The organism is Pseudazoarcus sp. NS20 (assembly GCF_059703745.1).
In genome coordinates, this window is the sequence record NZ_BAAKIY010000003.1 from 249,539 (window position 1) to 272,987 (window position 23,449).

27 protein-coding genes are annotated in these 23,449 nt (G+C 62.6%); 14 read left to right on the forward strand and 13 right to left on the reverse strand.

Annotated elements, in window-relative coordinates:
• Position 1: 1 nt before the first annotated feature.
• Positions 2-1,636: an electron transfer flavoprotein-ubiquinone oxidoreductase gene (locus tag AC6H0W_RS09885; protein WP_497576986.1), complete on the reverse strand. Its 1,635-nt coding sequence runs from the start codon at positions 1,634-1,636 to the stop codon at positions 2-4.
• 134 nt (positions 1,637-1,770) lie between these two features.
• Here AC6H0W_RS09885 and AC6H0W_RS09890 point away from each other — a divergent pair, with 134 nt between their 5' ends.
• The gene (locus AC6H0W_RS09890; protein WP_497576987.1) at positions 1,771-2,328 is read left to right on the forward strand and encodes a hydrolase; all 558 of its coding nucleotides are present in this window, start codon (positions 1,771-1,773) and stop codon (positions 2,326-2,328) included.
• 11 nt (positions 2,329-2,339) lie between these two features.
• Here the strand turns inward: AC6H0W_RS09890 and AC6H0W_RS09895 are convergent, their stop codons facing one another.
• Both AC6H0W_RS09895 and AC6H0W_RS09900 read right to left on the reverse strand, forming a co-directional pair.
• On the reverse strand, positions 2,340-2,834 hold the full coding sequence (locus AC6H0W_RS09895; RefSeq protein ID WP_497576988.1) for an SgcJ/EcaC family oxidoreductase: 495 nt from the start codon (positions 2,832-2,834) through the stop codon (positions 2,340-2,342).
• A 281-nt stretch (positions 2,835-3,115) separates the two neighbouring features.
• Entirely contained in the window at positions 3,116-3,907 is a 792-nt protein-coding gene (locus AC6H0W_RS09900) for a hypothetical protein (RefSeq protein WP_497576989.1), read from the reverse strand.
• A 141-nt stretch (positions 3,908-4,048) separates the two neighbouring features.
• Here AC6H0W_RS09900 and pyrG point away from each other — a divergent pair, with 141 nt between their 5' ends.
• The 4 genes from pyrG to ftsB all read left to right on the forward strand — a co-directional run bounded on the left by pyrG (position 4,049) and on the right by ftsB (position 8,254).
• Positions 4,049-5,686: a CTP synthase gene (gene pyrG, locus AC6H0W_RS09905; protein ID WP_497576990.1), complete on the forward strand. Its 1,638-nt coding sequence runs from the start codon at positions 4,049-4,051 to the stop codon at positions 5,684-5,686.
• On the forward strand, positions 5,686-6,528 hold the full coding sequence (kdsA, locus tag AC6H0W_RS09910; RefSeq protein ID WP_497576991.1) for a 3-deoxy-8-phosphooctulonate synthase: 843 nt from the start codon (positions 5,686-5,688) through the stop codon (positions 6,526-6,528). The genes pyrG and kdsA overlap by 1 nt, the downstream gene beginning before the upstream one ends.
• An 85-nt stretch (positions 6,529-6,613) precedes the next feature.
• On the forward strand, positions 6,614-7,903 hold the full coding sequence (gene eno, locus AC6H0W_RS09915) for a phosphopyruvate hydratase (RefSeq protein ID WP_497576992.1): 1,290 nt from the start codon (positions 6,614-6,616) through the stop codon (positions 7,901-7,903).
• Between the two features lie 75 nt (positions 7,904-7,978).
• Positions 7,979-8,254, forward strand: coding sequence for a cell division protein FtsB (ftsB, locus tag AC6H0W_RS09920; RefSeq protein ID WP_497576993.1), 276 nt, complete (start codon positions 7,979-7,981; stop codon positions 8,252-8,254).
• A gap of 17 nt (positions 8,255-8,271) precedes the next feature.
• Here ftsB and dtd read toward each other — a convergent pair whose 3' ends face one another.
• From dtd to AC6H0W_RS09940, 4 genes are read right to left on the reverse strand one after another with little or no spacing between them, the layout of a single operon-like run.
• Complete coding sequence (gene dtd, locus AC6H0W_RS09925; protein WP_497576994.1) at positions 8,272-8,709, reverse strand: D-aminoacyl-tRNA deacylase; 438 nt, start codon at positions 8,707-8,709, stop codon at positions 8,272-8,274.
• A complete protein-coding gene (locus tag AC6H0W_RS09930; protein WP_497576995.1) occupies positions 8,706-9,026 on the reverse strand; it encodes an MliC family protein in 321 nt (106 codons plus the stop codon). Before AC6H0W_RS09930 ends, dtd begins: the two co-directional genes overlap by 4 nt.
• 21 nt (positions 9,027-9,047) lie before the next feature.
• Positions 9,048-9,791 carry an SIMPL domain-containing protein gene (locus tag AC6H0W_RS09935; protein ID WP_497576996.1) on the reverse strand — a complete coding sequence of 248 codons (744 nt, stop codon included), beginning with the start codon at positions 9,789-9,791 and terminating at the stop codon, positions 9,048-9,050.
• A 55-nt stretch (positions 9,792-9,846) separates the two neighbouring features.
• Entirely contained in the window at positions 9,847-10,389 is a 543-nt protein-coding gene (locus tag AC6H0W_RS09940) for a gamma carbonic anhydrase family protein (protein ID WP_497576997.1), read from the reverse strand.
• Positions 10,390-10,538: 149 nt separating this feature from the next.
• On the opposite strand from AC6H0W_RS09940, the gene AC6H0W_RS09945 reads away from it, so the two are divergent.
• The 4 genes from AC6H0W_RS09945 to AC6H0W_RS09960 all read left to right on the forward strand — a co-directional run bounded on the left by AC6H0W_RS09945 (position 10,539) and on the right by AC6H0W_RS09960 (position 13,809).
• Positions 10,539-11,387, forward strand: a complete 849-nt coding sequence (locus AC6H0W_RS09945) for a 23S rRNA (adenine(2030)-N(6))-methyltransferase RlmJ (protein WP_497576998.1) — start codon at positions 10,539-10,541, stop codon at positions 11,385-11,387.
• A gap of 20 nt (positions 11,388-11,407) precedes the next feature.
• Positions 11,408-11,737, forward strand: coding sequence for a nucleotide pyrophosphohydrolase (locus tag AC6H0W_RS09950; RefSeq protein ID WP_497577345.1), 330 nt, complete (start codon positions 11,408-11,410; stop codon positions 11,735-11,737).
• Positions 11,738-11,853: 116 nt separating this feature from the next.
• Positions 11,854-13,434, forward strand: coding sequence for an inorganic phosphate transporter (locus AC6H0W_RS09955; protein WP_497576999.1), 1,581 nt, complete (start codon positions 11,854-11,856; stop codon positions 13,432-13,434).
• A gap of 45 nt (positions 13,435-13,479) precedes the next feature.
• A complete protein-coding gene (locus AC6H0W_RS09960) occupies positions 13,480-13,809 on the forward strand; it encodes a DUF3301 domain-containing protein (protein WP_497577000.1) in 330 nt (109 codons plus the stop codon).
• A gap of 18 nt (positions 13,810-13,827) precedes the next feature.
• Here AC6H0W_RS09960 and folE read toward each other — a convergent pair whose 3' ends face one another.
• Both folE and AC6H0W_RS09970 read right to left on the reverse strand, forming a co-directional pair.
• Positions 13,828-14,463, reverse strand: a complete 636-nt coding sequence (gene folE / locus AC6H0W_RS09965; protein WP_497577001.1) for a GTP cyclohydrolase I FolE — start codon at positions 14,461-14,463, stop codon at positions 13,828-13,830.
• A gap of 30 nt (positions 14,464-14,493) precedes the next feature.
• Positions 14,494-15,495 (reverse strand): serine/threonine protein kinase, encoded by a 1,002-nt coding sequence (locus AC6H0W_RS09970; RefSeq protein WP_497577002.1) that lies wholly within the window; start codon positions 15,493-15,495, stop codon positions 14,494-14,496.
• Positions 15,496-15,690: 195 nt separating this feature from the next.
• Here AC6H0W_RS09970 and AC6H0W_RS09975 point away from each other — a divergent pair, with 195 nt between their 5' ends.
• The 4 genes from AC6H0W_RS09975 (at position 15,691) to paeA (ending at position 19,239) form a co-directional block, all read left to right on the forward strand.
• Positions 15,691-16,365: a PA4824 family protein gene (locus AC6H0W_RS09975; protein WP_497577003.1), complete on the forward strand. Its 675-nt coding sequence runs from the start codon at positions 15,691-15,693 to the stop codon at positions 16,363-16,365.
• A 122-nt stretch (positions 16,366-16,487) separates the two neighbouring features.
• The gene (locus AC6H0W_RS09980; protein ID WP_497577004.1) at positions 16,488-17,264 is read left to right on the forward strand and encodes a hypothetical protein; all 777 of its coding nucleotides are present in this window, start codon (positions 16,488-16,490) and stop codon (positions 17,262-17,264) included.
• A 10-nt stretch (positions 17,265-17,274) separates the two neighbouring features.
• Entirely contained in the window at positions 17,275-17,820 is a 546-nt protein-coding gene (locus AC6H0W_RS09985; RefSeq protein ID WP_497577005.1) for a YaeQ family protein, read from the forward strand.
• Positions 17,821-17,928: 108 nt separating this feature from the next.
• On the forward strand, positions 17,929-19,239 hold the full coding sequence (gene paeA, locus AC6H0W_RS09990) for a polyamine export protein PaeA (RefSeq protein WP_497577006.1): 1,311 nt from the start codon (positions 17,929-17,931) through the stop codon (positions 19,237-19,239).
• Here the strand turns inward: paeA and AC6H0W_RS09995 are convergent.
• From AC6H0W_RS09995 to AC6H0W_RS10005, 3 genes are read right to left on the reverse strand one after another with little or no spacing between them, the layout of a single operon-like run.
• On the reverse strand, positions 19,223-19,828 hold the full coding sequence (locus AC6H0W_RS09995; RefSeq protein WP_497577007.1) for a DUF938 domain-containing protein: 606 nt from the start codon (positions 19,826-19,828) through the stop codon (positions 19,223-19,225). The genes paeA and AC6H0W_RS09995 overlap by 17 nt on opposite strands.
• A 7-nt stretch (positions 19,829-19,835) precedes the next feature.
• Positions 19,836-20,696 carry a class I SAM-dependent methyltransferase gene (locus AC6H0W_RS10000; protein WP_497577008.1) on the reverse strand — a complete coding sequence of 287 codons (861 nt, stop codon included), beginning with the start codon at positions 20,694-20,696 and terminating at the stop codon, positions 19,836-19,838.
• Positions 20,693-21,268 (reverse strand): DUF1415 domain-containing protein, encoded by a 576-nt coding sequence (locus tag AC6H0W_RS10005; RefSeq protein WP_497577009.1) that lies wholly within the window; start codon positions 21,266-21,268, stop codon positions 20,693-20,695. The genes AC6H0W_RS10000 and AC6H0W_RS10005 overlap by 4 nt, the downstream gene beginning before the upstream one ends.
• An 86-nt stretch (positions 21,269-21,354) precedes the next feature.
• Here AC6H0W_RS10005 and ylqF point away from each other — a divergent pair, with 86 nt between their 5' ends.
• Positions 21,355-22,263 (forward strand): ribosome biogenesis GTPase YlqF, encoded by a 909-nt coding sequence (ylqF, locus tag AC6H0W_RS10010; RefSeq protein ID WP_497577010.1) that lies wholly within the window; start codon positions 21,355-21,357, stop codon positions 22,261-22,263.
• Positions 22,264-22,356: 93 nt separating this feature from the next.
• On the opposite strand, the gene AC6H0W_RS10015 is transcribed toward ylqF, so the two are convergent.
• Complete coding sequence (locus tag AC6H0W_RS10015; RefSeq protein ID WP_497577011.1) at positions 22,357-23,373, reverse strand: Fe(3+) ABC transporter substrate-binding protein; 1,017 nt, start codon at positions 23,371-23,373, stop codon at positions 22,357-22,359.
• Positions 23,374-23,449 lie beyond the last annotated feature (76 nt).

The following is a 23,449-nucleotide window of genomic DNA, read 5'->3' on the forward strand; positions in this document are numbered from 1 at the left end:
GTTACATGCCTGAGTAAATGGGGCCTTCGCCCCCTTGTGGCGGCACCCATTCAATGTTCTGGGTGGGGTCCTTGATGTCGCAGGTCTTGCAGTGCACACAGTTCTGCGCGTTGATTTGCAGTCGGGGCGTGCTGTCTTGCTCCACGATTTCATACACGCCGGCCGGGCAATAGCGCTGCTCGGGTGCAGCGTAGCGCGCCAGATTGACGTCCAGCGCCGTCGCCGGGTTCTTCAGAAGCAGATGGCAGGGTTGTTCTTCAGCGTGATTGGTGTTCGACAGATACACCGACGACAGCAGATCGAAGCTGACCTGAGCATCCGGTGAAGGGTAGGCGATACGAGGGCAGTGCGCTGCGTCACGCAGCGTCGCATGGTCTGCGCGATTGCGTAACGTCCACGGCGCTCGCCCGCGCAGCACGAGTTGATCGACGCCGAACGCCACGGCGCCGGAATGCAGTCCGAGTTTCATCAGCGGCTTGAAGTTGCGCGTGCGATGCAGTTCGGCGCGTAAAGGGCTGCGCTCGAAGGCCGCAGGGTAGGCCGTCAGCTCGTCGCCGCTGCGACCTGAGCGCAGTGCATCGAATGTGGCGTCGGCTGCCAACACGCCGGATTCGATGGCCGCGTGTATGCCCTTGATGCGCGCGGCATTGAGGTAGCCAGCGTCGTCGCCGATGAGCGCGCCGCCGGGGAAGACCGTCTTGGGCAGGGATTGCAGCCCCCCGGCCGCCAGTGCGCGCGCACCGTAGGCAATGCGTTTGCCGCCTTCAAAGATCGGGCGCAGCGCAGGGTGGGTCTTGAAGCGCTGAAACTCGTGAAACGGTGACAGCCACGGGTTGGGGTAGTCCAGCCCGGTGACGAAGCCGGTGGCGATCAGGCCGCCGTTCAGGTGATAGATGAAGCCGCCGCCGTAGGTGTCGGCCGGCAGCGGCCAGCCCGCAGTGTGCGTGATGCGGCCGGCTTGGTGATGCTCGGGCGGCACCTCCCACAGCTCCTTGATGCCCAGGCCATAGATTTGCGGGTCGGCGTTGCGGCGCAAATCGAAACGGGCTTCGAGGCGCTTGCCAAGGTGCCCGCGGCACCCTTCGGCGAACAGCGTGTAACGCGCCAGCAACTCCATGCCGGGCGCGTAGCCGGGGCCGGGCGAGCCGTCGCGCAGACGCCCCATGTCGCCGGTGACGACACCGCGCACGGCGCCGTCTTCTCCATATACAACGTCCTCCGCCGCAAAGCCGGGGTAGATCTCCACGCCCAGAGCCTCGGCTTCTTCTGCCAGCCATTTGACGAGGTGACCGAGTCGCACGATTACATTGCCGTCGTTACCGAAGCAGGCGGGCAGCAAGGCGTGCGGAACGCGTCTGGCGGTGCGTTCGCCGAGGAACAGGAATTCGTTTTCACCCGCCGGGGTGAGGCTTGGTGCGCGGGCTTGCCAGCCGGGCAACAGGGCGTCCAGCGCCCGCGGGTCCATGACCGCGCCGGACAGGCTGTGCGCGCCGGGCTCGGGTGCTTTCTCCAGCACGCACACCGACAACACTTGGCCGGCGTACCTGGCTTGCTGCGCCAGACGAATGGCGGCACCCAGACCGGCCGGGCCGGCGCCGACGATCAGCACATCGAATTCCATGCGTTCGCGTTGCATTGCTTCCTCTGATCCTCACGACTTGATCGCCGTGGCAGTGTACTGCGCACATCAGCAGGTGTACAGCGTGCAAACCTCGGGGTAGCGTCTGCTCAACACCCCACAGCGGGCGCGCGGCACGAGAGGAGCAACCCATGCATGACAATGGCTATCTGATGCGGCGCGCGGTGTCCGTGCTGCTGGTGATCGATGTGCAGGAACGGCTCGCCCCCGCCATTCATGACGGCGCGCAGCTTGTCGAACGATGCGCGTGGTTGTTGAAACTGGCTGCTCGCCTTGGCGTGCCGGCGCTGGTGACCGAGCACTGTTCCGACAAGATCGGCGCGAGTGTGCCGGCGATTCGGGAGGCTGCAGGGCACGCGCGCACGCTGCAAAAGCGCAGCTTCTCGGCAGTACGGGACGGTTGCCTCAGTGACTCGGCCCTGGATGCCGCGGAAGACGTGATCGTGTGTGGCAGCGAAACCCATGTCTGCGTGCAGCAAACGGCGCTGGATCTGGCTCATGCCGGCAAACGGGTGTTTCTGGTGGCCGATGCCACCGCATCGCGGCGCCCACTCGACCGCGAGCTCGCACTGACGCGCATGCGTGCTCACGGAGTCGTGGTGGTCAGCAGCGAAATGGTGGCGTTTGAGTGGCTTGGCAGTGGCGATGATCCGCGCTTTCGCGAGATCAATCGCGCATTTCTGCGCTAGCCGCGCGGCGCTTACAGCGCTTTCTCGGGCATCAGCGAAGAGTGATGCTCGGTGATCAACCAACGGCCGTCGGCTTGCTGCTCGTACACGAAGGTGTAGCGCGCCTGCGCGCTGGAGCCGTCGCTGAAGCGGAAGGTGTAGATGCCGGAATTGATGGCGACGTCATCGAAAACGCGGACATTCGACTGATCGAGATTGCCTACCGGCTGCAGGGCGAGGAAATGTTCGAAGTAGTCGATGCGCTCTTCATCTGTGTGGCGGACGCGGTTCGAGACCGTCGGCAGCAGCACGGCATCCGACGTGTAGTTGGCTGCCACTTCGGCCGGATTCCCGGTCGCAAGGCTGGCATTCCATTGATCGAACAAGGCGAGGATCTCGGATTCTTGAACCGTGCTTGCGCTCAGTTGTGCGGCTTGGCGTTCGGTGCTGTGGTGGCCTGCAGTGGAGCACCCGCCCAGGGTGATAACGGCTGCGGAGACAATCAGGAGTTTCTGACGAAGTTTCATTTCCTTGGCATGTGTTGATTGATGGGAGCGGGAACCTTAGGCGTGTTGAATCACGCTATGCAAGGCGCCTAAATGCTCGGAAAGATGACAATGGCGTGATCGGGTCTGACTAACTGCATGTTCGAGCGGTGAATCTCACCTCAGGCTCACGATGTGTAACTCTTGATTGCGTTAGTTTGATCTGCAAAGGTTTGAATTAAATCAAAAAACACTTATTGGAACTTGTTTTCTCCCGCCTAATTCAATCGAGAGTTGTGGTAGTGGAAGTGGGTTTCGATGGCTTACAGGCGTAGCCGAGGGCGTCGCCGCGATAGCATGCGCAGCAGAAACAAGACGGCCACGCCCATGAGGACGTGTTTGAGCGTATGGCCGCTGATGGCGCCGCCAAGTGCCGCGTGAACGGGATGGTCGAGGCGGTTACCGGCCATCCCCAGACAAAACGATAGATAAGCGCACCAGTACCATTGCTGACCGTCGTATGGGGAGTGGGTGAGAAGCAGCAACGGCGTCAGTACGAAGACGAATGCGTAGAGCAGCAGGTACAGGCGCAGGTCTCCGTATCCTGCAATTTGCCCTTGATACCACCACAGCACGCACACCGGCCCCAGTGCGATCCAGGGCAGCAGTGAAATCACCGCGAGTTTGCCGGGGGCGGTGCGTTCGGTGATTAGCCATGCGATCAGCGCAGTAAAGGCCAGGCCGATGGGCAGTCGATCAAACAGCAGACGATGGTTGTCGGGCGCGAGGTGATACCACGTCGAGCCGCAAGCCGCTGCCGCAATGGCCAGAAAGAACACGAAAGCGAAGCTGCGTTCTGCGACGGTGGAAAACTGCCGCCATGCCTCTCTGCGCGAAACCATCCAGCAACCGGCCAAGGCCGGCAAGAGGATGGTCAGATTGCTTATTACATCCGCGAAATTGGCGATGCCGAAAAGGGTTCTTGTGTCGGCGAACTGATGAAAGGCGGTGTCTTGAGGTACGGGCGCGGTGAAGTGGTGGGCGAGCAGCGCGGCGGTGACGTAAAGCGGGAGCAACAACCATGGGGCGAGGCGTGTGAGCAGTGGATTCGACACGTGCAGCAGGTCTCCTTCTGTAGTTCTTTCAGACTAACAGTCGAGGCGGCATTGGAAAGAGCGGGGTGCGCGCAAGGCGTGCAATCTTTCTCAGGCAGGGGTACATCGGTTATGATTCTGCTTTCCCGCACCTCTCGTCCCATGACCAAATACGTATTCGTTACCGGTGGTGTCGTGTCCTCGCTGGGCAAGGGCATAGCCGCCGCTTCGCTCGGCGCGATCCTCGAATCGCGCGGCATCCGCGTCACCCATCTCAAGCTCGACCCCTACATCAACGTCGACCCGGGCACCATGAGCCCGTTCCAGCACGGCGAGGTCTTCGTGACCGAAGACGGTGCCGAAACCGACCTCGATCTGGGCCACTATGAGCGCTTCACCAGCGCCAAGATGAGCAAGCGCAACAACTTCACGACCGGCCAGATCTACGAATCGGTCATCAAGAAGGAACGGCGCGGTGAGTACCTCGGCAAGACCGTGCAGGTCATTCCGCACATTACCGACGAGATCAAGCAGTACCTCAAGCGCGGCGCCGAAGGTGCCGACGTCGCGATCGTCGAGATCGGCGGCACCGTAGGTGACATCGAATCGCTGCCGTTCCTCGAAGCCATCCGCCAGATGGGCATTGAAGAAGGGCGCAACCGCACCTGCTTCATCCACCTCACGCTGCTGCCGTACATCCCGACCGCGGGCGAGTTGAAAACCAAGCCCACCCAGCATTCGGTGAAAGAGCTGCGCGAGATCGGCATCCAGCCGGACATCCTGCTGTGCCGCGCGGACCGCCCGATTCCGGTGGATGAGCGCCGCAAGATCGCGCTGTTCTGCAACGTCATGCCGGAAGCGGTCATCGAGTGTCTCGACGCCGATTCCATCTACAAGATTCCGAGCATGCTGCACGGTCAGATGCTTGACCAGATCGTCTGTCACAAACTCGACATCCTGGCGCGCGCCGCCGATCTGTCGGTGTGGGAGCGTCTGGTGCATGCGCTGGAGAACCCCAAGCGCAGCGTGGACGTTGCCTTCGTGGGTAAATACGTCGATCTCACCGAGTCCTACAAGTCGCTGATCGAAGCGCTCAACCACGCCGGCATGCACACCGAGTCGAGGGTGAAGATCCACTACATCGATTCCGAAGACATCGAGCGCGACGGCTGCGGCGTGCTCGACGGCATGGATGCCATTCTGGTTCCGGGCGGCTTCGGCAAGCGCGGTACCGAAGGCAAGATCGCCGCGATTCGCCATGCTCGTGAGAACAAGGTCCCGTATCTGGGCATCTGCCTCGGCATGCAGCTGGCGGTGGTCGAGTTTGCGCGCAACGTCGCGGGCCTCACCGGCGCGCACTCCACCGAGTTCGATCCGGCCTCGCCGTATCCGGTCATTGGCCTGATCACCGAGTGGCAGGATCGCACCGGCAAAGTCGAGAAGCGCACCGAGCAATCCGATCTGGGCGGCACCATGCGCCTGGGGGGGCAACTGTGCCACCTCACGGAGGGGTCTCTGGCACGCGAAATCTATGGTGCGGCGGAAATAATCGAGCGTCATCGCCACCGTTACGAAGTAAACAACCGCCTGCTGCCCGATCTCGAGTCCAAGGGCTTGCGTCTGGGTGGCCGTGCCGGCGGCACCGATCTGTGCGAAATGATCGAATTGCCGGATCACCCGTGGTTCGTGGGGTGCCAGTTCCATCCTGAATTCACGTCCAACCCGCGAGCCGGACATCCGTTGTTCACCGCCTATCTGAAAGCGGCCATCGCCGCGAAAGAAGGCAAGGCAGGGAAGTAATGAAACTGTGTGGATTCGAGGTCGGTCTCGACCAGCCGCTGTTCCTGATTTCGGGCCCGTGCGTCATCGAGTCGCGCGAAATGGCTCTGGAAACGGCGGCCGCGCTGAAGGAAATCACCAGCGAGCTGGGCATTCCCTTCATCTACAAGTCGTCCTACGACAAGGCCAACCGCAGCTCGGGCAGTTCGTTCCGCGGTCTGGGCATGCAGAAGGGCCTCGATATCCTCGTGGAAGTGCGCGAGACGCTGGGCGTGCCGGTGCTGACCGATGTGCACAGCATTGAAGAAGTGCCGGCAGTCGCCGCCGCAGTCGACGTGCTGCAGACGCCGGCCTTCCTGTGCCGCCAGACCGATTTCATCCGCGCCGTGGCCACCTGCGGCAAGCCGGTGAACATCAAGAAGGGCCAGTTCCTCGCGCCGGGTGACATGAAGAATGTCGTCGACAAGGCCCGCGAAGCCAATGGCGGCGCAGACGGCATCATGGTGTGCGAGCGCGGCGTCTCGTTCGGCTACAACAACCTCGTCACCGACATGCGCGGCTTGGCGATCATGCGTGAAACCGGCTGTCCGGTGGTGTTCGACGCCACGCATTCGGTGCAGCTGCCGGGCGGGCAGGGCACATCGTCCGGTGGTCAGCGCGAGTTCGTGCCGGTGTTGGCGCGTGCGGCGGTGGCTGTCGGGGTGGCCGGTCTGTTCATGGAATCGCACCCGAATCCCGAAAAAGCCCTGTCCGATGGCCCGAATGCCTGGCCGTTGGGGCAGATGAAAGCGCTGCTTTCCCAACTCGTCGAAATCGATGCGCTGGTCAAGAAACACGGCTTCATCGGCGCCGTAGGCGCCTGAGTGACATGTGGGCGTCACGCCTGGCTGCGATGATCGCCCCGCGCGCCCGCCAAGAATGAATCAAAACTGTCTGAGGAAAATCTGAATGAGTGCAATTATCGACGTCATCGCCCGCGAGATTCTTGATTCGCGCGGCAACCCCACGGTTGAAGCCGACGTACTGCTCGAATCCGGCGTGATGGGCCGCGCGGCCGTGCCCTCGGGAGCCTCCACCGGCTCGCGTGAAGCCATCGAACTGCGCGACGGCGATGCCGCGCGTTACCTCGGCAAGGGCGTGCTGCGCGCCGTCGAGAACGTGAACACCGAAATCTCCGAAGCGCTGATCGGCCTCGATGCCGAAGAGCAGACCTTCATCGACCGTACGCTGATCGAGCTCGACGGCACCGAGAACAAGTCCCGCCTCGGCGCCAACGCCATGCTGGCGGTGTCGATGGCTGTTGCCAAGGCCGCCGCCGAAGAAGCCGGCCTGCCGCTGTTCCGCTACTTCGGCGGTTCGGGCCCGATGTCCATGCCGGTGCCGATGATGAACGTCATCAACGGCGGTGAGCACGCCAACAACAGCCTCGACATCCAGGAATGCATGATCATGCCGGTGAGCATGGGCAGCTTCCGCGAGGCACTGCGTTGCGGCGCCGAGATCTTCCATCACCTCAAGAAGATCACCGACAAGAAAGGCTACCCGACCACCGTGGGTGACGAAGGTGGCTTCGCTCCCAACGTTTCGGGCACCGAAGAGGCGCTGAACCTGATCCAGGAAGCCATCGTGGCGGCCGGCTACGAGCCTGGCAAAGACGTGTTGCTGGCACTGGACTGCGCCGCCTCCGAGTTCTACAAGGACGGCAAGTACGTGCTGGCCGGTGAAGGCAAGACGCTGGATGCTGCCGGCTTCACCGACTATCTGGCTGACCTGTGCGAGCGCTTCCCGATCGTGTCGATCGAAGACGGCATGGCCGAAAACGACTGGGCGGGCTGGAAGCTGCTGACCGAGCGTCTGGGCAAGAAGGTCCAGCTCGTGGGTGACGATCTGTTCGTCACCAACACGGCCATCCTGTCGCAGGGCATCGAGCAGGGCGTGGCCAACTCGATCCTCATCAAGATCAACCAGATCGGCACCCTCACCGAAACCTTCGCGGCCGTCGAAATGGCCAAGCGCGCAGGCTATACCGCGGTGATTTCGCACCGTTCGGGTGAAACCGAAGATTCCACCATCGCCGACATTGCGGTGGGTCTGTCGGCCATGCAGATCAAGACCGGCTCGCTGTCGCGTTCCGACCGCATCTCGAAGTACAACCAGCTGCTGCGCATCGAAGAAGATCTGGGCGATTCGGTCGATTACCCGGGTCGTTCGGCGTTCTACAACCTGCGCCTGCGCTGAGTGAATCCGAACGGTTGTTGAAGAAACGGCCGGCGTCATGTGACGCCGGCCTTTGCACAGGTCGCTTCCCTGAAAATGCGCTGGCCGATCATCGTTCTGGCTGCCCTGGCGGTGGTGCTGCAATACCCGCTGTGGGTCGGCAAGGGTGGGTGGTTTCGCGCGTGGGAAGTGGATGCCAGGCTGGCCGAGCAGCGTGAGGTCAACCGCAAGCTGGAGCAGCGCAACGCTGCGCTGGCGGCTGAGGTGGAAGATCTGAAGTCTGGCAACGAAGCCATCGAAGAGCGCGCCCGGTTCGATCTCGGACTGACGCGTAAAGGCGAGATTTTCGTGCAGGTTCCGGCAAAGCCTTGAGACGGCTGTCGACCGCCTCAGGCTTCGAGGCGAAACGTCACGGGGCCTTGATTCACCAGTGCTACCGCCATGTTCGCACCGAAACGTCCGGTCGCAACAGGTGTGCTCGTGCTGCGTGCCTTCGTCACCAGATACTCAAAAAGCTCTTTTGCGTGAGTCGGTTCGGCTGCGCTGGAGAAGCTTGGCCGTGTTCCGCGCTGCGTGTCTGCTGCAAGCGTGAACTGCGGAACCAGCAGCAAGCTGCCGCCACTGTCGCGCAGCGAGCGATTCATGCGGTCGTCTTCGTCGGGAAAGACGCGATATGTGAGAAGCCGCTCAAGCAGGCGATCTGCATTGCTTGAGGCGTCGGCGCGCGTAACGCCGATCAATGCAAGAAGACCGTTTCCGATGCGCCCTATGGACTCACCGGAAACGGTCACTTCAGCGTGTGAAACGCGCTGGATGAGGGCGATCACGCCGGAGCGATGACGCAGCTTTGCGCTTGCTCGTAGCCCGGGAAGCTGATGACTGCGTTGGAGGCTCCCGCCTGCAACACCATTCTGCCATCGCTCCAAGTGTGTTCCGGTTTGACTGCCGCCAGCGCAAACACGCCGCTGCCGTGCCGCAGACGTACATGATCGGGCATGAATTCAACGGCGAAACGGTCACCGTTGTCACAGATGAAGTCGCGCGTGTCCGGCGTTTCGCTGCTGGTCCAGGCCGTGCTCGCAAGCAGCGCGCCGCCGGTGAGGGCTGCACAAGCGGCGACGAGGCGAATGCGTGATGCGGTCATGTTCATTCCAAGAAGCCTGCTTCAATCGATCAGTTCAATGGTGCCGCTGACCGTTACGGTGATTTCGCTCTGGCCGCCTTGCAGCGGGGCGGACTCGTCTTTTGCCATCATGGCGCTGCCGCGCATCATCGGATACACGGGCATGGAGCCGCCGTGCTGCACCGACAGATGCTGGATGCGATAGCGCTTGCCCAGCGTATTGGAGAGCACCTCGGCGCGTTCCTCGAAAGCGCGGATGGCATCGACCGCCGCGACGTCGGCGGCCTTTGCACGGGTTTCCGGTGCGGGCTGCATGTTCAGGCTCGAGATCACGAGCTTTTTCTGCAGCTCGGCGATGAGTGCCGAGAGAGCGGGAATATCGCGGCCTTCCAGTTGGATCGTGGAGCGCATGCGCCAGCCTTCGATGCTGTTGCCATCACGGTCGTGCATCGGGTAGGTGGTGCTGCCAGTGGTCGAGGTCATGACCGAGGTATACGGCTTGGCAGTTTCCAGAGCCTCGGCAATGGCGCGGTTGACCTTGGAAGACAGCGCTGAGGGGTTTTTGTCCGTTGCCTCGAAATACAGTTGGGCGCGGCCTAGATCGTTCTCGGCTTTGGTACCCGCCTCGGCGGCAAGGTCGATGGTGGTGGGTTTTGGTGCATCGGCCAGGGCCGGCAGCGAGAAGGCGATGAACGCCGCAGCGATCAGGGAGGTGGCGATGTTCTGTTTCATTGGAAATTCCGCATAAGGTCTGGATTTTCGAAGTGTAACGCGCGTCCAGAACAACGGGATTCCTGCGCTGTAATGCGATGTAAGTCGGGTTACAAAGCCGACGCAATGCTCACGACTTGCGCGGCAGAGGGCCGATGTGACGCAGTTCGGAAGTGTACAGGCGCACGTTGTCGACGTAGTGCTCGGCGTTGTGCTCGATGCGCTCGAGCTCTTCGTCGGTGACTTCGCGGATGATGCGGCCCGGCGAGCCGACCACCAGTGAGCGGTCGGGGATGACCTTGCCTTCGGGAATCAACGCATTGGCACCGATGATGCAGCCCTTGCCGATCACCGCATTGTTGAGGATCACCGCGTTGATGCCGATCAGCGTGGAATCCCCGACGGTACAGCCGTGCAGCATGACCTTGTGGCCGAGCGAGACGCGTCGTCCGATGGTCAGCGGCACGCCGAAGTCGCAGTGCAGGATGCTGCCGTCCTGGATGTTGGTGTCGTCGCCGATGGTGATCAGGTCGTTGTCGCTGCGCACGACCACGTTGTACCAGAAGCTCACGTTGCGGCCGGCGCGGACCTGGCCGATGACCGTGGCGTTGTCGGCCATCCAGCATCCTTCGCCGAACTGGGGCGTCTTGTCGCCGAGCGCATAGACGGGCATTGCAGTACTCCCTGTGGTGCCCGCGCGTAACGTGTCGCGCGGGGCGTTTTATTGTGCAGGGCGCAATGATATCAACTGCGCTTTCCCTTGTGGCGCGGCGCCTCTTCGCCGGTGTTAGCATTGATGCCTTTCTTCGGCCCCGTTTCACGATGCTCAGCTACCGTCACGCCTTTCACGCCGGCAATCACGCCGACGTGCTCAAACACTTCGTTCTGCTCGAAGTGCTGCGCTACTGCTCGCGCAAGGACAAGCCGTGGTGGTACATCGACACCCATGCGGGCGCCGGCTGCTACGCGTTGACGAGCGAGCAGGCCGAGAAGACCGGTGAGCATCGCATGGGCATCGGCCAGTTGTGGGACGACCCGGACGTGCCGGAGGCGTTTGCGCATTACCTTGATGCGGTGCGGCAGTTCAACCCGCACGGCGGGCTGAATTTCTATCCCGGTTCGCCTGCTTTGGCGATGACCCAATTACGCGAGCAGGATCGCATGCGCCTGTTCGAGTTGCATCCGGCGGATTCCGAACTGCTTGGTCAGACGTTTGCGCGTGACGCCGACCGGGTGGTCGTGCGCAAGGCCGACGGTCTGGCCTGCCTGCGCGGTTTGCTGCCGCCTCCGACGCGCCGTGCGGTGGTGCTGATCGACCCGTCCTACGAGGTCAAGCAGGACTACAAACAGGTGGTGCAGGTGCTTGGCGACGCCATGCGCCGCTTTGCCGAGGGCATCTACATACTCTGGTATCCGCTGTTGGCTCGCCCGGAGGCGCGTGCCTTGCCCGAAGCCTTGCATGACCTGGGCGCCGAAAGCTGGCTGGATGTGCGCATGGCCGTGCGTTCTCCCGGCCGCGCCGGCGCGCCGGGCATGTTCGGCAGCGGCTTGTTCATCATCAATCCGCCCTGGGTGCTGCCTCAGTTGCTCGAGACCAACCTGCCGTGGCTGGTCAAGGCGCTGGCCGAAGATGAAGGCGCGGGCTTCGATGTGGAGCACCACATCCCGTGAGCGATGACAGCTTGATCCGCATGCGTGACGCCCTGCGCACCTTTGCAGCCGAGCGTGACTGGAACCAGTTTCACACCCCCAAGAATCTGGCGATGGCGCTTACCGGAGAAGTCGGTGAGCTGGTAGAGCATTTTCAGTGGCTGAGTGCCGAGCAGTCGGCGGCACTGCAGCCAGGCGTGCGTGACGAAGTGGCGCTGGAGATGGCCGACGTGCTGTTGTATCTGGTGCGCATGGCCGATGTGCTGGAAATCGATCTGGAACAGGCAGCCATGCGCAAGATCGACATCAATGCCGGACGTTATCCGGCGGCCCGAGCGCGCGGGAGCGCCACCAAGTACGACAAGCTTTGAGCGCAGCGAACGCGGCGATCAGGTATTTTTCGGAGGCCGTGAATGCGGCCTTTGTCGTTTTCGTTACATGCACATTTCTGCAACAATACGCGCTTTCGTAAACCGGCAGGGCGCGCGTGGAACTCAAGCACATCGACGAGTTGGAGAAGGCAACCAAGAAGGGCCGCGTGGAGCTTTTCCGGCTGGGTATTGCCTTGCTGTTCATCATCGGGGTGATGGTGTTCGTGCTGATTCGTGGAGAGGCGCACGGAAGCATGTTCGTGGTGGTCGCTGCCATGATCGGTGGCTACATGGCGATGAACATCGGCGCCAACGACGTGGCCAACAACGTCGGTCCGGCAGTCGGATCGCGCGCGCTGACATTGGGCGGCGCGCTGGTGATCGCCGCAGTGTTCGAGGCGGCGGGCGCGATCATCGCCGGTGGTGAGGTCGTCGGCACCATCCGCAACGGCATCATCGACCCCAGTCAGATCGCCGATGCCGACACCTTCCTGTGGGTCATGATGGCTGCACTGCTGGCTGCTGCTGTCTGGCTCAACATAGCGACGATGCTGGGCGCGCCGGTGTCTACCACCCACTCGATCGTCGGCGCCGTCCTCGGTGCAGGCGTGGCATCCAGCGGCTTGGGCATCGCCAACTGGGGTACGGTGGCGCAGATCGTCGCGAGTTGGGTGGTGTCCCCGCTGATGGGCGGGCTGGTTGCTGCCGGTTTCCTTTATCTGATCAAACGCAGCATCACCTACAAGTCCGATCTCGTTTCAGCAGCGCGCACCATGGTGCCGTATCTGATCGCCATCATGGCGTTCGCCTTTGGCTCGTACCTGATGGAGAAGGGTTTCTCCAAACTGATCAAGGTCAGTTTCGGAACTTCGCTATTGATCGGTGCCGTGGTGGCCGTGGTCGTCTATTTTCTGGTCCGGGCGCGCGTGCACGCGCGCAGCGACGAAATCGAGAATTCCAAGGACGGCGTCAACAAACTGTTCACGGCACCCCTTATCTGTGCGGCAGCGCTGCTGTCGTTCGCGCATGGTTCGAATGACGTGGCCAACGCGGTGGGGCCGCTGGCAGCGATCGTCGAGGTCGTGTCATCGGGCAGTAGCGAAATTTCGACCACTGCGCCGATTCCGATGTGGGTAATGGTGGTAGGGGGTATCGGCTTGGCGGTAGGGCTGTGGTTATTCGGGCCGAAAGTCATCCGCACGGTGGGCTCGGAGATCACCGAGCTCGATCAGATGCGGGCTTACTGCATTGCCATGGCGGCAACCATTACCGTAATCATCGCCAGCGCAATGGGTATTCCGGTGTCTACCACGCATATTGCGGTAGGTGGGGTTTTTGGCGTGGGCTTCCTGCGTGAGTATTTGAAGAGCAACTACGCGCGCATGGTCGACGACATCAAGCAGCATCACCCGGAAGGCGATCAGGAGGCCATCGAGACGTTCCTGCGCCGCTTTGATGATGCATCCGTTGAAGAGAAAGGTCGCCTGCTGCGTGAGCTCAAGAAAGCGCAGAAGAAGCGCGTCGACCCGGCCAACTTCTCGAAGACCGAGCGCAAGGGTTTGCGCAAGGTGTATCGCCAGGAACTGGTCAAGCGTTCGCAGATCCTGCGCATCGCTTCTGCCTGGGTGATTACCGTGCCGGCTTCGGCGCTGATGGCGGCGATGTTCTTCTTCATGATCCGCGGTATGCTCCTCTAAGCCTGTCTCCTACACGGGCAGTCACCAGCTTGGCGGAACCTCTCGATGCTGTTTGAAACCGTTGCATTCATTGCACTTTGTGCGCTGGGCTGGTTCTGGCTCGACGGCATCAAGGTGCGCGAGATCGGCATCGAAGCCGCGCGCCGTGCGTGCGAGCGCGAAGGCGTTCAGTTGCTCGATGACACCGTGGCGTTTCGCTCTTTGCGCCCTGCACGTAACGATGCGGGGCGCATGAGCCTGCGCCGTGTCTATGACTTCGAATATTCGGGTTCGGGGGACGACCGTCAGCGCGGCAGCGTGGTGTTGCTTGGGCGTGAGGTGGTGCTGCTGGACGTGGGTGCCCGCCCGCGTACCCTGCATGTAGTGATCAACTGAAGCGGTTTTTGGCCGAGATCAGGACTGCGCGCGCAAGGCGTGCAGAAATTCGTTGCGGAATTGATCCGAAGTCTCGAACTCGCCGCTGAACGCCTGAGTGATGACGCGTTCATCACCACGGCGGTCTTCTCCCATCAGCAGACACAATTGCTCCGCTTCGATGATGCAGGCTGCGCCGCGCGTATGGCCGTGGCGCATCAGCGCATCGGCGATGTCGCGCGTAAGCCATTCCTGGTAGGTGAAGCGGTGGGCGAGGGCATCGACCATGCGGGCGATGCGCCCGAAGCCGTGCAGGCGTCCGCCAGGCAGGTAGGCTACGTGCGCGACGCCGCGGAAGGGCACAAGGTGGTGCGGACATACGCCGTGCACCGAGATGCCGCGAATCACTACCATGTCGCGCCGCATGTCGTCGAAGCCATCGCCCAGCGCTTCAGCGGGGTCGAGCTCGTAGCCGCCGAGCAGGCGCTTCTGCCACAGCTCGCGCACGCGTTGCGCAGTGCGGCCGGTGTGCGCGCCGTCGGCAGCAATGCCGCACGCTTCGAGCAGGGCAACCACGGCTTTTTCGAACGCTTCCGGGTCGAAGCGGCCGTGGCGGGCGATGCCGGGCTCGGTATGGCTGTGGGGCGGGTGATCGTGATCGCAATCGTGGCTCATGCGGCGCTCGTCGGTTAGTTCAGGTCTGCATTATGGCAGCGCCCACAGCGGCGGCTCGTCCATCAGTGCGATCTGTTCGCGCAACTCAAGAATACGGTCTTGCCAGTAGTGCTGACCGCCGAACCAGGAGAACGCCGCCGGAAAGGCCGGATCGTTCCAGCGTCGGGCGATCCACGCGGAGTAGTGCAGCAGGCGCAGCGTGCGCAGGGCTTCCACCAAATGCAGTTCGCGCGGCGAGAAGTCGTGAAAATCCTCGTAGCCGGCAAGCACGTCGGCCAGTTGCAGGCTCATTTCTTCACGCGAGCCGGACAGCAGCATCCACAGATCCTGCACGGCCGGGCCCATGCGGCTGTCGTCGAAATCGACGAATTGCGGGCCGGGTGGCTCGGCGTATTCGTTCCACAGCACGTTGCCCACGTGGCAATCGCCGTGCAGGCGCAACGTGGCGTAGTCGCCGGCACGGTCGAAGCAGCGGCGCACGCCGTCCAGCGCCATTGCGCTGGTGGAGCTCCATGCCTCCCGCAAATCGGCCGGAATGAAGTCGTGCGCGAGCAGCCAGTCCCGCGGCTCGACGCCGAAGTTGAAGATGTCGATGCTCGGGCGGTGTGCGAAATCGGTGATGGCGCCCACGGCATGGATGCGGCCGAGAAAACGGCCCATCCATTCGCGTGTGTCGGCATCACCCAGCTCCGGGGCACGGCCCCCGACACGCTCGAACAAGGCAAAGCGCAGCTCGGCAAAGTGATGCAGGGTGCGTCCGCCGATGTTCAGCGGCGGAATGACGGGGATTTCGCGTTCCGCCAGCTCCGTGGTGAAAGCATGTTCTTCCAGGATGGCCTGATCGCTCCAGCGGCCCGGCCGATAAAACTTCACGACGCGCATCGGGCCGTCGTCGAGCCCGATCTGATACACGCGGTTCTCGTAACTGTTGAGCGCCAGCAGCCGGCCGTCTGGAGCGAGGCCGACGCTCTCGAGCGCGCTCAACATGTGGTCGGGCGTGAGTTCTGAGAAGGGCGCTGCGTGATCGGCCACGTGGATGCTCGAAGACTTCGGGCGTTCATTGTGTCAGGTCGGCGGCCGTACAAAAACCATGCATGGCCGATGGACTTCGTTGGGCGCGCAAGACAGGCTGTTGTGAATTCGCCACCGCGCGACGCGAGTTACGTTGGCAGCGCGATAATCGGCGCCGCACATCCGTGCGGCCTTCACCTCAGAGAGGCATTGAGCATGAACGTATTTGGCAAGACGCTGGTGCTGCTTTCAGCAATCGTTTCGCTCTCTGCCCATGCAGAACGACCGATGAATGTGGATGACGCGAGCACGCTCGACAAGGGCGGCGCAAAGCTGGAGTTCGGCTGGTTTCGCGACGATCGCGCCAAGGGGCTGGACGGCGCCGCCGGCTTTTCGCCCGTGGAGAACCTTGAGGTCGAGATCGGCTTGGCACGCATGCGTGATTCTTCGCCCTCTCCGGACGAGACCGTGCATACCCATGGATTGGCGCTCAAATGGGTGCCGTGGCAGAACGATACGGGCTGGTCGGCCGGCCTGAAATACGAGTACGGCCGTGACCGGCTTGAGGGCATATCGACCCGCACGCATGCGCTCACCGGTCTGCTGACGTGGGCCTTCGAGGGCGGTGCCAAACTCCACATCAACCTGGGTCGTGAGTTCGTGCGCGAGCGCGGCTACAGTGACCACGCCAATACTTGGGGCGTGGGCGGCGATGTGCCGCTGACGCAGCGCTTCGACCTGATTGTCGAGACTTTCGGTGTCAGTCACTCGGGTCCGGACAGGGCGGTGGGGGTTCGTTACCGCATAGCCGACGGGCTCAAGGTTTCGGCCGCCGTGGGACGTGGCAACAACCGCAGTTTTGCCAATGCAGGCATTGCGTGGGAATTCTGATGCGTGTCGGAGAGGCCGCGGCAGGCGGCTGAAAAGGTGCAGCACACGCGCCAAGGCGGGTTAGCGGATTTGCTGCTGCCGGTGTGCTGAAGCACAATCGCGCCTTTTCACGGATTGGATCGATGACCGCAACCGCTTCCACGCCTCATCCTGCCGTGCCGCCGGATGCCTTGGCCGCGCTTGCGCCGCGCGATGTGCAGCAGCGTGCGGCGCGCATGGCGCAGGATGCCTTCACGCAGGTGTTCCGGCTCAGCGCCGAGGGTGACGAGCTTGCCGCTACCGAGGGCGTCAGTGCCTTGCACACGGCCTTGTCTAACTGGGTGCATGCCGGTGAGGGCGACGAGGCGCGCGCACTGCGGCTGGCCATGATCGTTTCCGGCTTGGACCAGTGGGGCGTGGCGTACAGCCGCGCCTTCGGCCTGCAGGCCATCCCGGCCCTGTCAGCGCTGCTGGGCAGTTTGCGCACGGGACTGGACGCTGCGGCCGATGCGCATTTCCTGCGTCAGTTCGAAGCCATCGATGCCAGCGAAGGCAATGCGGTGGATTTCAAGATCGATTTGCGCCGCAGTGTGCATCTGGCCTTGTGGCACGCAATGATCGCGTGCGAAGAAAGCGACGAGGCCGAGCGCATCGCCCAGACGCTGGGAGGTTTGATGGTGGGTCTGGTGCAATCGATGCCGGAGCTGGGTTGGCGCCTGGTGGCCGATGCGCTGTCGCACATCCAGATCCAGTGTCTGGCCAACAGTCTTGCCACCGACGGGCTGGCGCGCGAAACCAACGAAGCCTTGTTTGCTGCGCTGGCGCGCGAGCTACCGCGCGAGCAGCGCGATCTGGCATTTGCACATTCGGCCGACGCAGTCCGCACCTGGATGCAGTCCGGCCGCGGCAACCTGCATTGAAGAGAGTCCCATGGCACTGAAAGCCACCATCCACAAAGCCGAGCTGACCATCTCCGACATGGATCGCGGCTACTACGCCACGCACGCACTGACACTGGCGCGTCACCCGTCGGAAACCGAAGAGCGCCTGATGGTGCGGCTGGTGGCCTTCGCCCTGTTCGCCGAAGAGCGCCTGGAGTTCGGCAACGGGCTGTGTGTGGATGACGAGCCCGATCTATGGGTGCGTGATCTGACCGGCGACGTGTTGCGCTGGATCGACCTCGGCCAGCCGGACGAAAAGTGGGTACGCAAGGCTTGCGGCCGTGCTGATGACGTGGTGGTGCTGAGCTACGGCCGCGCCGCCGACATCTGGTGGAGCGGCGTTGCCAACAAGCTCGGCCGGCAGGACAAGCTCACGGTGCTGAACCTTGACCCTGAAGTGGCGCCGGCGCTGGCCGAACTGTGTGAGCGCAGCATGCGTCTGCAATGCACCATCCAGGACGGCGAATTGTGGGTGACCGATGGCGAGCGCACCGTGCACGTCGTGCCACAAACGCTGATGGGCGGGCAGGGCTGAGGCTTGCGCTTGCGCGCATCGCGCCAAGGAAGGCACTCCGCTGCAGCGCCTCACGGATAGAATGAAGGGGTTGCCGGCGCTCGATGTCGGTGTCGTGGAGTCCGCGTCGTGGAGATCGCGAGCCAGTTGCTGTTGATCGGGGTGCTCATCGTGGTGAGCGCCTGGTTGTCCATTTCGGAGATTGCGTTGGCCGCATCGCGCAAGATCCGCCTGCGCATGCTCGCCCAGCAGGGCAGTGCCGCCGCCGAAGAGGTGCTGCGGCTGCAGGAGAACCCCGGCCACTTCTTCACCGTGGTGCAGATCGGCCTCAACGCCGTGGCCATTCTCGGCGGTATCGTCGGCGAGTCGGCCCTGTCGCCGGCTTTCGCCGATCTGATCGGCTGGTTCTACACCGGCGACATGCTCGCATCCATCAGCTCGGTGCTGGCCTTTGCCACCATCACCTCGGCCTTCGTGCTGTTCGCCGATCTGGTGCCCAAGCGTCTTGCGATGACCGCACCCGAGCGCGTGGCCGTCATCATCGTCGGGCCGATGCGCTTCATGGTGCGCCTGTTCATGCCGTTGGTGTGGGTGTTCGACGGGCTGGCCAATCGGCTGTTCCGCTTGTTCGGTCTGACCGGCGTGCGGCCCGAGGACATCACCTCGGAAGAGATTCTGGCCATGGCTGATGCCGGCGCGCAGGCCGGCGCCCTGCTGCGGCAGGAGCACCAGATCATCGCCAACGTGTTCGAACTCGACGAGCGTACCGTCACTTCGGCCATGACCGCCCGCGACAGCGTGGTGTTCCTGACGCTGGACGAGAGCGAAGAGCACATCCGCGAAAAGCTCGTGCAATCGCCGCACGGCAAGTTCCCGGTGTGTGAGGATTCCATCGACAGTGTGGTGGGCTACGTCGAGGCCAAAGACCTCTTCGCCCGCGTGCTGGCCGGCAAGAAGCTGTCGCTCATCGCCGACCCGCAGATGCACGAAGTTCTGGTGTTGCCCGACACGCTCACGCTCTTTGAGGCGCTGGAGCGTTTCCGCACCGCGCGCGAGGACTTCGCGCTGATCGTCAACGAATACGCGCTCATCGTCGGCCTGCTCACCCTGCAGGATGTCATGAACACGGTGATGGGCGATCTGGGCGGCACGGCCGGCGAAGAGCTGATCGTCAAACGCGACGAGGTTTCGTGGCTGATCGACGGCGTCACGCCGCTCGAGGACGTCATGACCGCACTGGGCATCGGCGCATTCGAAGACGCCGAAAACTACGAAACCATTGCCGGTTTCATGATGTACCGGCTACGCAAGGTACCGAAGCGCACCGACAAGGTGGAGTTTGCCGGCTACCGCTTCGAGGTCGTCGATATCGACAACTACCGCATCGACCAATTGCTGGTGACACGGGTCGGGGCTGCCTCCGTCACGCCGGAGGGGTAATCCGACGCCACACCAGGCAGCGGTTGTTCGCCGGCATGGCGTGGTCTGCGACGAATTGCAGACCGGCCTGGTTGGCCAGCACATCCACCGCCTCGAAATCACGAATGCCGCGATGCGGCACAGCCGCCTGCAGCGAGGCCTCAAAGGCCGCATTGCTGTCGCTGGTGTGGCGCCCCTCGTAACGGAACGGGCCATAGATGGCCAGCACTGCGTCCTCGGTCAGTACCGTGGGCAACTGCGCGAAGAAGCGCTCGACCTCCGCCCAACTCATGATGTGCAGCGTGTTCGCCGAGAACACGGCGTCAAACGTCTGCACCGGCCAGCGGCCGGTGACGTCGAGCGTCAGCGTGTCCGGCGTGTTGGGCAGACGCGCGCTGGCAAGCCATGCCCGGATGCCCGGCAGGTTTTCTTCGCGATCCGAGGTTTGCCACACGAGATGCGGCATGGCGGAGGCGAAATGCACGGCATGCTGGCCGGTGCCGCTGCCCACTTCGAGGACGCGTTTGCGGTCAAGGAAGTGCTGCTTCAGCACAGCAAGAATCGGTTCTTGGTTGCGTTCGCAGGCCGGGGAGTAGGGCAGGTTATTCATCGGCGGCTCAATACACGAAACGCTCGCGCAGATCGGCGAGGTTGAGTTCGTCAAGGATGGCCTCGGCGCGTTCGCGCGCGTTGCCACGTGGTTTTCCGGTGGCGCGCGCCACGATCAGCTCGTTCTTCATGGAATGTTCCCAGCCGATCAGCTCGGTCACCGAGAGTGAGTAGCCGTGCGCTTCGAGCAGCAGGCAGCGCAGCACGTTGGTGATCTGGCTGCCGAACTCGCGGGTGTGTATCGGGTGGCGCCAGATTTCAGACAGGGGCGTGCGTCCGAAGCTTTCGTTCTTGTGCTGGCGCATCACCGATGCGACCTCAGCTTGGCAGCACGGCACCAGCACGATGAAGCGCGCCTTGCGGGCGAGGGCGAAGCGGATGGCGTCGTCGGTGGCGGTGTTGCAGGCATGCAGGGCGGTGACGATGTCGGCCTGCGCGGGAAGTTCGGGCGAGGTGATCGACTGCTCGACGGTCAGGTCGAGGAAGGACATGCGCGAAAAGCCCAGACGCTCGGCCAGCGCGCGCGAGCTGGCCACCAGCTCGGGGCGGCTTTCGATGCCGTAGACGTGGCCCGCCTCGCGTGACTTGAGGAACAGGTCATAGAGGATGAAACCCAGATACGACTTGCCTGCACCGTGGTCGACCAGCGACAGGTCGCCGCGCGCTTCGAACACCTCATTCATCAACGGCTCGATGAACTGGTACAGGTGATACACCTGCTTGAGCTTGCGGCGTGAATCCTGGTTGAGCTTGCTGTCGCGCGTCAGGATGTGCAACTGCTGCAGCAGTTCGATCGATTGGCCTGGGCGGACATCGGGCGGTAGCGTAGGCGTGGCCACAGGGCCGGCCGGGCGTTTCGGCTTGCTCACGGCGTGTCCTTCGCGGGAGCGATGCCCAGTGCGTCCCAGCCGCTCTGGCCGAGCTTTTCCATGGTTTCGATGTTGCGCTCGAAGATCGAATCGGGGTCGTGCGGGTAGTGCTCCAGCGCGCCTTCGATGCTCGCTTCACGCAGCAGGTGCAGCGTGGGGTAGGGGGCGCGGTTGGTGTAGTTGCCGAGATCGTCCGGCTCGGTGTCGGCGAACTGGAACTGCGGGTGAAAGCTCGCAACCTGCAGCACGCCCTCAAGCTCGTGCTCTTCGACGGCCTCTTCGGCGATGCCCACCACTTCGTTGAACACTTCGAAGTCTTCGAACAGCGTGGGGTGGATCAGCAGCGTGGTATCCACCTCTGCCGGGTCGGCGGCGGCGAGGAAATCGATCTCGTCGTCGAGCTGTTCCAGGAAGGCGTCGAGGTGGCGTGCATCGCTGACTTTGATGCGCACGCGGTTGGCGACGTACACCGATTTGGCGAAGGGGCACAGGTTGAGGCCGATGACGGCCTTTTCGAGCCAGTGGCGCATTGCGGTGATGATCGCATCGTGATGTGGGGTGGGCGAGTTCATCGCGACATTTTACGTGTGATGCAGCCGATTCGCCCTGCGCGTCGTGATCGGGGATAATCGCGGCTTTTCCGCAAGAGCAGCTTCTGATGCCGATCCAGTGGTTTCCCGGTCACATGACCTCGGCGCGCAAGAAGGCCTCCGAGACGATGGCACGCACCGACGTGGTCATCGAGGTCGTCGATGCGCGCATTCCGGAGGCGAGCTGCAACCCGATGATCGGCGAGCTGCGCCGCTTTCGTCAGCGCCCGTGCCTGAAGATCCTCAACAAGGCCGACCTCGCCGACCCGGTAGCCACCAAGGCGTGGCTGGCGTACTTCAACGCGCAGGAAGGCGTCACGGCGGTGGCGCTGTCGTGCAAGAACCCCGGTGACGTGGCGCGCGTGCCGGCCATGTGCCAGAAGCTCGCGCCGCATCGCAGCGACGGTACCAAGCTGCTGCGCATCATGATCATGGGGATCCCGAACGTCGGCAAATCGACGTTGATGAACGCTCTGCTCAAGCGCAAGGTGGCCAAGGTCGGAGACGAGCCGGCGGTCACCAAGTCACAGCAGACGCTGGATTTCGGTGATCACATGACGCTGACCGACACGCCCGGCATGATGTGGCCGAAGATCGATCACGATTCCGACGGTTTCATGCTCGCCGCCTGCCATGCCATTGGCCGCAATGCGGTCATTGACGAAGAGGTTGCCGAGTTTCTGGCTGGCGTGTTGCTGGCACGCTACCCACAGAGTCTCGCCGAGCGTTACAAGATCGACGTGGCCAAGGCCGATGCCTGGGCAGTGGTGGAGGAAGTGGGGCGTCGGCGTGGCTGTCTGGTGAAAGGCGGCGGCATGGATGTGGAGAAGGCCGCACAGATCCTGCTCAACGATTTTCGCAGCGGTACGTTGGGTCGCATCAGCCTTGAGTCACCCGACACGCGTGGCGCCATGCTCGCCGCTTCGGCTGCAGCGGCCGCCGAGCGGGCGGCGCAGGACGAATCCCTCAAGGAGTGAGTCTGCGCAGGCCTGTCGCGTAAAGCGTGCGCAGCGATCCACAACAAAAAAGCCAGCCCGAGGGCTGGCTTTTTGCTGGCTGCTGATCTCGGATCAGCGATAGCCGGCGCGGTCGTAGATCTTCTGTGCTTCCGGAACGTTCTTGGCCAGTTCGCCGATCGGCATGTTGTCGGCCTTGAATTTGCCCAGCTTTTCGAGGGCCGGGTTGTCCACCTTGGCAGTCGGCACGGTCGGCCATTCGTTGTTGCCGTCGGCAAAGTAGGTCTGGGCTTCGTCAGAGGCCAGGTACTCGAGGAACTTCGTGGCGGCTTCCTTGTTCGGGGCGGTTTTCACGATGCCGGCGCCCGAGACGTTCACGTGGGTGCCCCAGGTTTTCTGGTTCGGCCACACGAACTTCACCGATTCGACGGCCTTCTGGTCTTCGGGCTTGGTGGAGTTCATCAAACGCGCGAAGTAGTAGCTGTTGGCGATTGCAACACCGCATTCGCCGGCGGCTACGCCACGGATCTGGTCGGTGTCACCACCGCGCGGCGGGCGGGCGAAGTTGGCGACGATGCCTTTGGCCCACTCTTCGGTCTTTTCGGCTCCGATGTGCTTGATCAGCGCGGCGCCCAGCGACAGGTTGTAGGGGTGGCTGCCCGAGCGCGTGCACACCTTGCCCTTGAGCTTCGGATCGGCCAGGCCCTCGTAGGTCTGTACGTCTTCGGCTTTCACCAGGTCCGGGTTGTAAATGATGACGCGTGCGCGGGTGGAAAAGGCAATCCACGTGTCCGTACGCATGTGTGCCGGAACGCGCTCGTTGATCTTTTCGGACTTGTACGGAGCGAACACCCCTTGAGCGTCGGCGGCGCCGAGGCGTGACGCATCAACGGTGATGAAGATGTCGGCCGGGCTGTTGGCGCCCTCATTGCGCATGCGTTCCATCAGCTCGTCTTCTTTGGCCTCGATACGGTTGACCTTGATGCCGGTCTGGCGAGTGAATTCGGCGTACAGGGCTTCATCGGTCTGGTAGTGACGCGCCGAGTAGATGTTCAGCTCCTTGTCGGCAGCCATCGCGGAGGAGGCGCCGAGGGCGGCGAGCAGCGAAACCAGAATTGCACGTTTGTTCATCGTCGGTGACCTTGTTGGTAGTGGTAACAGGTGTGCGAATGGTAACGATATGAATTCCCAATTGCAAACTGTTCGT